The sequence below is a fragment of the Citrobacter sp. W9 genome (genome assembly GCF_026719375.1).
In the GTDB taxonomy this organism is placed as follows: domain Bacteria; phylum Pseudomonadota; class Gammaproteobacteria; order Enterobacterales; family Enterobacteriaceae; genus Citrobacter; species Citrobacter werkmanii.
The window spans coordinates 1-3,724 of record NZ_JAPPTE010000050.1; the positions used below are offsets into that span (position 1 = coordinate 1).

General features: G+C 63.5%; 7 protein-coding genes. All 7 read right to left on the minus strand.

The window, feature by feature from the left end; genetic code table 11:
* Positions 1 to 13 precede the first annotated feature (13 nt).
* Entirely contained in the window at positions 14 to 226 is a 213-nt protein-coding gene (locus OOJ59_RS27575) for a DUF3330 domain-containing protein (protein ID WP_000993245.1), read from the minus strand.
* 65 nt (positions 227 to 291) lie between these two features.
* Entirely contained in the window at positions 292 to 528 is a 237-nt protein-coding gene (gene merE / locus OOJ59_RS27580) for a broad-spectrum mercury transporter MerE (RefSeq protein WP_001087807.1), read from the minus strand.
* A complete protein-coding gene (gene merD / locus OOJ59_RS27585) occupies positions 525 to 890 on the minus strand; it encodes a mercury resistance co-regulator MerD (protein WP_001277466.1) in 366 nt (121 codons plus the stop codon). The genes merE and merD overlap by 4 nt, the downstream gene beginning before the upstream one ends.
* Positions 891 to 907: 17 nt before the next feature.
* Positions 908 to 2,593 carry a mercury(II) reductase gene (gene merA / locus OOJ59_RS27590; RefSeq protein ID WP_000209296.1) on the minus strand — a complete coding sequence of 562 codons (1,686 nt, stop codon included), beginning with the start codon at positions 2,591 to 2,593 and terminating at the stop codon, positions 908 to 910.
* A gap of 38 nt (positions 2,594 to 2,631) precedes the next feature.
* A complete protein-coding gene (gene merC, locus OOJ59_RS27595; RefSeq protein ID WP_000522996.1) occupies positions 2,632 to 3,057 on the minus strand; it encodes an organomercurial transporter MerC in 426 nt (141 codons plus the stop codon).
* 27 nt (positions 3,058 to 3,084) lie between these two features.
* The gene (gene merP, locus OOJ59_RS27600) at positions 3,085 to 3,360 is read right to left on the minus strand and encodes a mercury resistance system periplasmic binding protein MerP (RefSeq protein ID WP_000732275.1); all 276 of its coding nucleotides are present in this window, start codon (positions 3,358 to 3,360) and stop codon (positions 3,085 to 3,087) included.
* Between the two features lie 15 nt (positions 3,361 to 3,375).
* A partial coding sequence (gene merT / locus OOJ59_RS27605) for a mercuric ion transporter MerT (RefSeq protein ID WP_038885573.1) occupies positions 3,376 to 3,724 on the minus strand: 349 nt, incomplete at its 5' end.

The window sequence follows — 3,724 nt, forward strand, 5'->3', positions numbered from 1 at the left end:
GTTAGGGTATGCCTCAATCTGACGGCTGCGAACCGCCAGGGACAGGTGCAATGTCAGATTCTGTCGCGGCCTTGGCGCGTGCCTGGAAGCGTTCATAGCAATCCAGCCCGCAGAAATGTTCGACGTATTCCGCGCCTTCCGGGGTGAAGGCGGCATCGAGCGGAATTTCTTTGCAGCATACGCAGCAGGTGGTGCAACTGGCAGTGTTCGGGGCGTTTGCGTTCATGGTGGTACTCCTCCAGATTGGTAGCGAAGCTCAAAGCTGCCCACTCTCGGCTGGCTGGGAAGCGGTCATGATCTTCCCTTGAAGGCCCGCAGCAGCCGCGTCACAGACAGGACAAACAAGCCGGTCAGCGTGAGGGCTGCAATACCCCAGTGCTCCCCGATGAACGCGCCGGCCGTCGTGCCGGCTAGCACAATGGCGAGAATCGGCAAATGGCAGGGACAGGTGAGCACGGCCAGCGCGCCCCACAAGTAGCCGGTGATCGGTTTGTGCGTCTCAGACGGCAAGTGCTCTGGGCTGTTCATGGCAGACTCTCCGCGTGCTGTGCCGGTTCGGTTGGCATGGCGGCCAGTTGCATTTCGAGGCTGGCCAGGGCCTCGCGCCGACGCTCGACGAGTTGCCGCAACACGGCAAGCTGCGCAGACGCACCGTCACCGTCCGCAGCATCCAGCGCCCGGCACAGCCGCGCCAGTGCGTCCAGGCCGATACCCGCTTCGAAGGCAGCCCGTACAAAGCGCAGCCGTTGCAACGCGGTGTCATCGAACAAGCCGTAGCCGCCCGTGGTGTACGCGACCGGCCGTAGCAATCCGCGCAGCAGGTAGTCGCGCACGATATGCACGCTCACCCCGGCATCAAGGGCCAGCCGGGACACTGTGTAGGCGCTCATTGAACACCTCCTTTTCCTCATCCGGCGCAGCACGAAAGCTGCTTCACGTCCTTGCTGAAGGTCTGCGCCGCGAGCTTCAGCCCTTCGACCATGGTCAGGTAGGGGAACAATTGGTCGGCCAGTTCCTGCACGGTCATACGGTTGCGAATGGCGAGCACCGCCGTCTGGATCAGTTCACCCGCTTCCGGGGCCACCGCTTGCACGCCGATGAGCCGTCCGCTACCTTCCTCGATGACCAGCTTGATGAAGCCGCGTGTGTCGAAGTTGGCAAGCGCACGCGGCACGTTATCCAGTGTTAGCAGGCGACTGTCGGTCTCGATCCCGTCGTGATGTGCTTCCGCCTCGCTGTAGCCCACGGTGGCGACCTGCGGGTCGGTGAACACCACGGCCGGCATTGCGGTCAGGTCCAGGGCCGCATCGCCGCCAGTCATGTTGATCGCCGCACGAGTGCCGGCCGCTGCCGCCACATAGACGAACTGCGGCTGGTCGGTGCAGTCGCCGGCCGCGTAGATGTTCGGGCTACTGGTGCGCATGCCCTTGTCGATGACGATGGCCCCCTGCGCATTGACGGCTACCCCCGCCGCTTCCAATGCCAGGCTGCGCGTGTTCGGTGTCCGGCCGGTGGCGACCAGCAGCTTGTCGGCGCGCAATTCACCGTGCGTGGTGGTCAGCACGAATTCACCGTCCATATGGGCGACCTGGCTGGCTTGCGTGTGCTCCAGCACCTCGATGCCCTCGGCACGGAAAGCGGCTGTCACCGCCTCGCCGATGGCCGGGTCTTCACGGAAGAACAAGGTATTGCGCGCCAGGGCCGTGACCTTGCTGCCCAGCCGGGCAAAGGCTTGCGCCAGCTCCAGCGCCACCACCGACGAGCCGATTACGGCAAGGCGTTCGGGAATGGTGTCGCTCGCCAGGGCCTCGGTGGAAGTCCAGTAGGGTGACTCTTTCAAGCCCGGAATCGGCGGGACCGCCGGGCTGGCACCCGTGGCGACCAGGCAGCGGTCGAACATCACGACGCGCTCGCCACCCTCGTTCAAACTAACGATAAGGCTCTGGTCGTCCTTGAAACGCGCTTCACCGTGCAGAACGGTGATGGCTGAATTGCCGTCCAGGATGCCTTCGTACTTGGCATGACGGAGTTCTTCGACACGGGCCTGCTGCTGGGCCAGCAGCCGCTCGCGCAAGATCGTCGGCGGTGTGGGTGGCATGCCGCCGTCGAATGGGCTTTCCCGGCGCAGATGGGCGATGTGGGCGGCGCGGATCATGATCTTGGACGGCACACAACCGACGTTGACGCAGGTGCCGCCGATGGTGCCGCGCTCAATCAGCGTGACCTGCGCGCCTTGCTCGACGGCCTTCAGTGCTGCCGCCATCGCGGCTCCACCGCTACCAATGACGACGACCTGCAACGGGCGTTCGTTGCCACTGGGCTTATCAGCGGCCCCTATCCAGCCGCGCATCTTGTCGAGCAGGCCGGCGCGGTTGTCCGTCGGTGGCGCATCGGCAAGCGTTGCCTCGTAGCCCAGTCCGGCCACGGCGGTAGTCAGCGCATCCGATGACGTGCCCGCCTCAATGGCGAGTTGCGCTGTGCCCTTCGGATAGGACACCAGCGCCGATTGCACGCCGGGCACTTTCTCCAAGGCTTCCTTGACGTGAGCCGCGCACGAGTCGCAGGTCATCCCGGTGATTTTCAGGGTGGTCATGTATTTTTCCTTTTCTGTGGTGGCTACGGCTGTTGCCGTCAGCCACGTTGTTCTGGCAATTCACAGCTGTCCGGCCCGCAGCGGCGATGTGCTGGCGAGATGAAATCCCAGACCGACACCCCAACCATCAAGGCCAGGCCGACATAGAGCAGTCCACCGCTCTGCCAGCCGTAAGCCCGCATTAAAAACACCGCTGCCAGCACCAAGATCGGGCCTATCGTGCCGAGCGCCGTGCGTCGCCACTGTCGATGATTGAGCCAAGCGATAGCATTGGCGAGTAACGCGATGCCGGCGAACATCGGCAGCAGGATGCCAATGAATAGCCCCTCGTACTGGCTCAAGAAGCCCAGTCCGATGGCCGCGCCAAAGCTGGCGATGGCAGGAAAACAGGCGGCGCAGCCCATCGCGGAAACGACGCTGCCGAGCGCGCCGGTTTTGCCAGCGATGCGCGTGATGAGTCCCATGTGTCGCTCCCGAGTTCGGTTAACGGATCAGCGTTTGAGGCTGGACGGATAGCCCGCGTCCTCGGTCGCCTTGGTCAACTTCTGGACGTTGGTCTTGGCATCGTCGAAGGTGACGACGGCCTGGCGCTTGTCGAAACTTACGTCGGTCTTGCTCACGCCCTCAACCTTGGAAAGCGCGTGCTTGACAGTGATCGGGCAAGAGGCGCAGGTCATGCCAGGCACGGACAGCGTGACGGTCTGGGTGGCGGCCCACACGGGGGCAACAACGGCAGCGAGGGCGAGGGCGGCAAACAGTTTTTTCATGATGAACTCCTGTGATTAATAGAAAAATGGCATGACGTAGGGAAATCCGAGCGAGACCAGGACCAGCGCGGCCACGATCCAGAAAATGAGCTTGTAAGTAGCTCGCACTTGGGGAATCGCGCAGACCTCACCCGGTTTGCAGGCTTGCGCCGGGCGGTAGATGCGCCGCCAGGCGAAAAACAGCGCGACCAGCGCTGCGCCGATGAAGATCGGGCGATAGGGTTCCAGCACCGTCAGGTTGCCGATCCATGCCCCGCTGAACCCCAAGGCGATCAAAACCAGCGGCCCCAGGCAGCAGGCCGACGCAAGAATGGCGGCCAGCCCACCGGCGAAGAGCGCGCCGCGCCCGTTTTGTGGTTCAGAC

Coding starts and splice junctions, on each gene's coding strand:
- OOJ59_RS27575 (WP_000993245.1), bottom strand. CDS start 226: ATGAACGCAAACGCCCCGAACACTGCCAGTTGCACCACCTGCTGCGTA.
- merE (WP_001087807.1), bottom strand. CDS start 528: ATGAACAGCCCAGAGCACTTGCCGTCTGAGACGCACAAACCGATCACC.
- merD (WP_001277466.1), bottom strand. CDS start 890: ATGAGCGCCTACACAGTGTCCCGGCTGGCCCTTGATGCCGGGGTGAGC.
- merA (WP_000209296.1), bottom strand. CDS start 2,593: ATGACCACCCTGAAAATCACCGGGATGACCTGCGACTCGTGCGCGGCT.
- merC (WP_000522996.1), bottom strand. CDS start 3,057: ATGGGACTCATCACGCGCATCGCTGGCAAAACCGGCGCGCTCGGCAGC.
- merP (WP_000732275.1), bottom strand. CDS start 3,360: ATGAAAAAACTGTTTGCCGCCCTCGCCCTCGCTGCCGTTGTTGCCCCC.